The organism is Persicitalea sp., assembly GCF_041751555.1.
Classification (GTDB): Bacteria; Bacteroidota; Bacteroidia; order Cytophagales; family Spirosomataceae; genus Persicitalea.
In genome coordinates this window covers 1-4,184 of record NZ_JBGSXF010000175.1, presented here as the reverse complement: position 1 = coordinate 4,184, position 4,184 = coordinate 1, and the positions used below count along the sequence as shown (strand labels likewise).

At 48.2% G+C, this 4,184-nt stretch carries 5 protein-coding genes; 2 read left to right on the top strand and 3 right to left on the bottom strand.

What is annotated here, in order from left to right; genetic code table 11:
- On the bottom strand, positions 1-1,025 hold a 1,025-nt coding region (locus tag ACEW8P_RS06040), incomplete at its 3' end, for a glycerol-3-phosphate dehydrogenase/oxidase (protein ID WP_373512203.1).
- Positions 1,026-1,202: 177 nt separating this feature from the next.
- Here ACEW8P_RS06040 and ACEW8P_RS06035 point away from each other — a divergent pair.
- Both ACEW8P_RS06035 and lysM read left to right on the top strand, forming a co-directional pair.
- Complete coding sequence (locus tag ACEW8P_RS06035) at positions 1,203-1,583, top strand: hypothetical protein (protein WP_373512202.1); 381 nt, start codon at positions 1,203-1,205, stop codon at positions 1,581-1,583.
- A 121-nt stretch (positions 1,584-1,704) separates the two neighbouring features.
- Positions 1,705-2,163: a peptidoglycan-binding protein LysM gene (lysM, locus tag ACEW8P_RS06030; protein ID WP_373512201.1), complete on the top strand. Its 459-nt coding sequence runs from the start codon at positions 1,705-1,707 to the stop codon at positions 2,161-2,163.
- Between the two features lie 107 nt (positions 2,164-2,270).
- On the opposite strand, the gene ACEW8P_RS06025 is transcribed toward lysM, so the two are convergent.
- Positions 2,271-3,374 (bottom strand): VWA domain-containing protein, encoded by a 1,104-nt coding sequence (locus tag ACEW8P_RS06025; protein ID WP_373512200.1) that lies wholly within the window; start codon positions 3,372-3,374, stop codon positions 2,271-2,273.
- Between the two features lie 180 nt (positions 3,375-3,554).
- Positions 3,555-3,983 carry a BrxA/BrxB family bacilliredoxin gene (locus ACEW8P_RS06020; RefSeq protein ID WP_373512199.1) on the bottom strand — a complete coding sequence of 143 codons (429 nt, stop codon included), beginning with the start codon at positions 3,981-3,983 and terminating at the stop codon, positions 3,555-3,557.
- Positions 3,984-4,184: the final 201 nt, after the last annotated feature.

The window sequence follows — 4,184 nt, the reverse complement described above, 5'->3', positions numbered from 1 at the left end:
GGGCGTAAGCCGCCAAAGCCCGCCGTAAGGTCAGTAGCCGTTGGTTTTATTTTCAAATAAGGCGCTAGGGTATCCAGCAGGAAATCGACTTCTTTCTTTTCCAGGAAAGGCTCCTGCGTCCCGTCTCCGAACTCAGTGTCCGTCGTACCGACGACTAGTTGCCCCTCGAACGGAATCGCAAAAACCACGCGACCATCGCTGGTTTCAGGGATCAGCATGGCGTCGTTGCTGTTCAGCGTCTTGTAGGGAAGCACCACGTGAACGCCCTTGCTGGGGCGAATGCGGGAGGGTAGTTTCGGGTTGGCCAAATGCCGGATTTGGTCGGCAAAGGTGCCGGTGCAGTTGATAAATATTTTGGCTTTGATAGAAAAGCTTTCTTGGGTCAATTCATCCATGACTTTCGCCGCTGACAGTTTCCCGTTTTCATCTTTCTCAAAACCAGTTACGCCCACGTAGTTCGCCACGGCCACGCCCTGCTCATGAGCCGACTGAACGATGGCCAAGCAGTAGCGGGCGTCGTCGTGCTGTCCGTCGTAGTAAAGTACCGCGCTGTGAAGTTTGTTTCTGTCGAGGGTCGGCATCCGGGCCATGACTTCTTTTTTGGAAAGCCACTTGCCTTTGGGAAGTGTTTTATCGTTGGCGAACCAGTCGTACATTTTCAAGCCAATACTATAGTACAAACCCTCGAACAGTGAGAAGACGGGCGTTAATAGAGCTAGCGGCCGGGCCAAATGTGGCGCGTTTTTGATAACGATTCGTCTTTCTTCCAATCCGTGCCGCACTTGCTTCAGCTGCGCAAAGTCCAGCTTTGTAAAGGCTTGCTCCAGGTACCTAACCCCACCATGAATGAGTTTGGTAGAGCGCGAGGAGGTTTCGGAGGCAAAATCCTTCTTATCGATCATCGCCACCTTATAACCACGAAGAGCGGCATCGAGCGCGCAGCCGGAGCCGCTTGCACCGCCACCGATGATGCAAATGTCAAAATTTTCCTCTCTGAGGCTAGCTAGGTTTGTAGTGCGATTCATGTTCACGAAAAGGGGGAGAGGTAGTGCTGCGCAAAGCTACCAACTTTTGTTTTGGGAAAAGGGCGGGTCTGTCAGGCAACACTTGTCTGGTAAGATTATTTTCTAATCAATTCTGGATTTTGTCTTGAAAATTTTGTATTTTCATGCCCCGTTTTCGTCTCCTAAACTCAAAAACCTGTGAAAAAAGCCGATACTTCCCCTAACCTACAATTTGAACGCCTACTTTGGAAGAATGAACTGGAATTTAATCGCCGCGAAATAGCCATTTTTGAGAGTTATCTTCTCAGTTTGCAAGGGCAAATTCTTCCCCAAACCCTAACGGAATTGATGAGCCAGCTCCATGATTACTTGCGTTCGGTTGATAAACTACTGGGAGAAATAGCCGCCGCCAGTAGGTGTCCGACAGATAATATCGCCAGCGACCGCCGCCTGACCAACTGGCAATCGAGCGAGCCGGAATGTCACTACATCCGGGAAGAGCTTTTCTATTTCGAACAAAATTATCATCAATTCAAAAACCAATTTTGCTCCTTTGCTGCTGGTTTGGAAGCGGCCTGAAAAGTACACCCATTACGCAACGGGCATAATTCTTTTGCGTGTAAAGCTTGCTAAATTGGCCGAAAAACTTAGATTTGGGCTATTCAATTTTTACATTCACTTATTTAATCAAAAGAAAAACATGGGATTAATGTCATTTTTAAAGGGAGTTGGGGAGAAAGTCTTCAAAGGAAAAGAAGAAGCTGCTCCGGCCGCCGAAAAGGAGCCTCTCCGCGCCAGTGCCCTACTCGCGCACGTGAAGGCGCTGGGCCTTACTTACAAAACCATTCAGGTTAAGACCTCCGGCGACACGGTGGTGTTGGAGGGCGATGTGGAAAAACAGGCTGACGCCGAGCGTATTGCACTAGCCTTGGGTAATGTAGAGGGCGTGTCGCAGGTGGACAATCGCATGACGGTTGCCGAGTCGGCTCCCGAAGCTACCTACTACACTGTCAAGAGTGGGGATTCACTTTCCAAGATTGCCAAAGAAGTGTATGGCGACACGCAGAAGTACCCACAGATTTTTGAGGCCAACAAGCCGATGCTATCTGACCCCGACAAAATTTATCCGGGTCAAGTACTGCGCATCCCCAAAGAGTAGCAAATAATTTCGCTTCAATCAAAAAGCACCCGCTGAAATCCAGCGGGTGCTTTTTGTGTTTTAAGAAAAATCAAAACTTGCCGTTGCCGTGACGACGGACCGCCGATTCATTTTATATTCTTCCGACGGTTGCGCTGAAAATCTTCCAGTACGAAACTTCCTAAGCCATCTAAGTTGCTGTAATAAGCCCGCCCATTGTTCACTTGGGTGAAATTCTGGACGAACTGCTTCAGGTAAGGGTCGGAGGCGATCATGAACGTCGTGACTGGAATGTCCAGTCGGCGACATTGAGCGGCAAGCGTTAGCGTCTTGCTTACGATTTTGCGGTCTAAGCCAAAGCTGTTTTTGTAGTATTTTATTCCCTCTTTCAGGCAGGTAGGCTTGCCATCGGTAATCATGAAAATCTGCTTGTTACGGGTCTTGCGGCGACGCAGCAGATCCATCGCCAGTTCCAGACCAGCTACTGTGTTAGTGTGGTACGGGCCGACTTCCAAATAAGGCAAATCCTTGATTTGAATCTGCCAGGCGTCGTTGCCGAAGACGATAATATCCAGCGAATCTTTAGGGTACTTGGTCTTTATCAACTCGGCCATCGCCAGCGCTACTTTCTTAGCGGGCGTAATGCGGTCTTCTCCGTAAAGAATCATGGAGTGGCTAATGTCAATCATCATGACCGTGGAAGTCGTCGTCTTTTGCTCCTTCTCAACTACTTCTAAATCCTGCTCCATGAGCGTAAAGTCGCCAATGCCGTGGTTGACCTGGGCATTCTTTATGGATTCGGTCATAGAAATTTGTTCCAGTGAGTCGCCAAACTGGTAGGGACGTACATCACTGCTCAGTTCGTCGCCCGTTCCTGAGTAGGGCGTGTGATGGTTGCCGCCACTCTTCGAGCGTTTCAGCTTTCCAAAAATTTCGTCCAAAGCACTCTTGCGGATACTCTGCTCGCCCTTGGGCGTCATCACGACCTTCCCTTCACCTTCTTTTTCGGTAATATAGCCCTTCTTTTTCAGATCTTCGTAGAAATCACCGATGCCATATTTGTCGTTGGTCAAATCGTAACGCCTATCCAACTCACTAAGCCACTGCATGGCTTCACCGACATCGCCGGAAGTCATCAACAGTAGTTGCTGGAAAATACTGAGCAATTGTTCAAACTTGCTATTGGGCCCGTGCTCTTCGGGAATGAATTTAGAAAAATGATGTCCTTGCATGGGTCAATTTTGAATGAGTGAATCAGTGAATGTCGGAATAGTGGCGAGGGATATCTTTTTCTAAACGTAGAAGTAAACGTTTTGGTTTTTTGTTAAAAAGTAAAGGCGACCAGTAGGGCCGCCTTTACCTTGATTTTTCCTAAATGGTACTTTGGTACTTTGGTACTTTGGTACTTTGACCTAAGCTTTCTCTCCACAAAACTCGTCAAACGCCATCACCAAGTGCTGAGCGATCATTTCGGCGGAGCGACCTTCGATGTGGTGGCGCTCAATGAAGTGAATCAGTTCGTCATCACGGAACATCGCAATGGCGGGCGACGAAGGAGGGTAGGGGAGAGTGTACTCCCGCATCTTGTTTACTGCGTCGGTATCGACACCCGCGAATACTGTTACCAGATTATCGGGTTTGATCTCGCTTTTGGCCAGCGCGGCTTTCACGCCCGGACGGGCGGCACCCGCCGCGCAACCGCAGACCGAATTGACCATCACCAAGGTAATGCCTTCTGCGTCGGTCATGAAATTATCTACCGCCTCAGCGGTCAAAAGTTCCTGAAAACCAACGCTCGTAAGGTCAGCTTTCATAGGGGCAACTAAATGTGGAGGATACATAGTGTTTTGAGTTTAAAGTTTATGAGTTTAAAGTTTAAGAAGCTGTTTGAGTAAACCTTATTAAGCCAAAAATGGCCGTTTTTTGCCAATCCTGCGTTACCAAACCCTCATTTGGCTCTGCCAAATTTCGGATTTGGTGCCTTGTCCTGACAAAAAACAACTCATTTTTATCATTAAAAAATAACTCAAACAGCTTCTAAG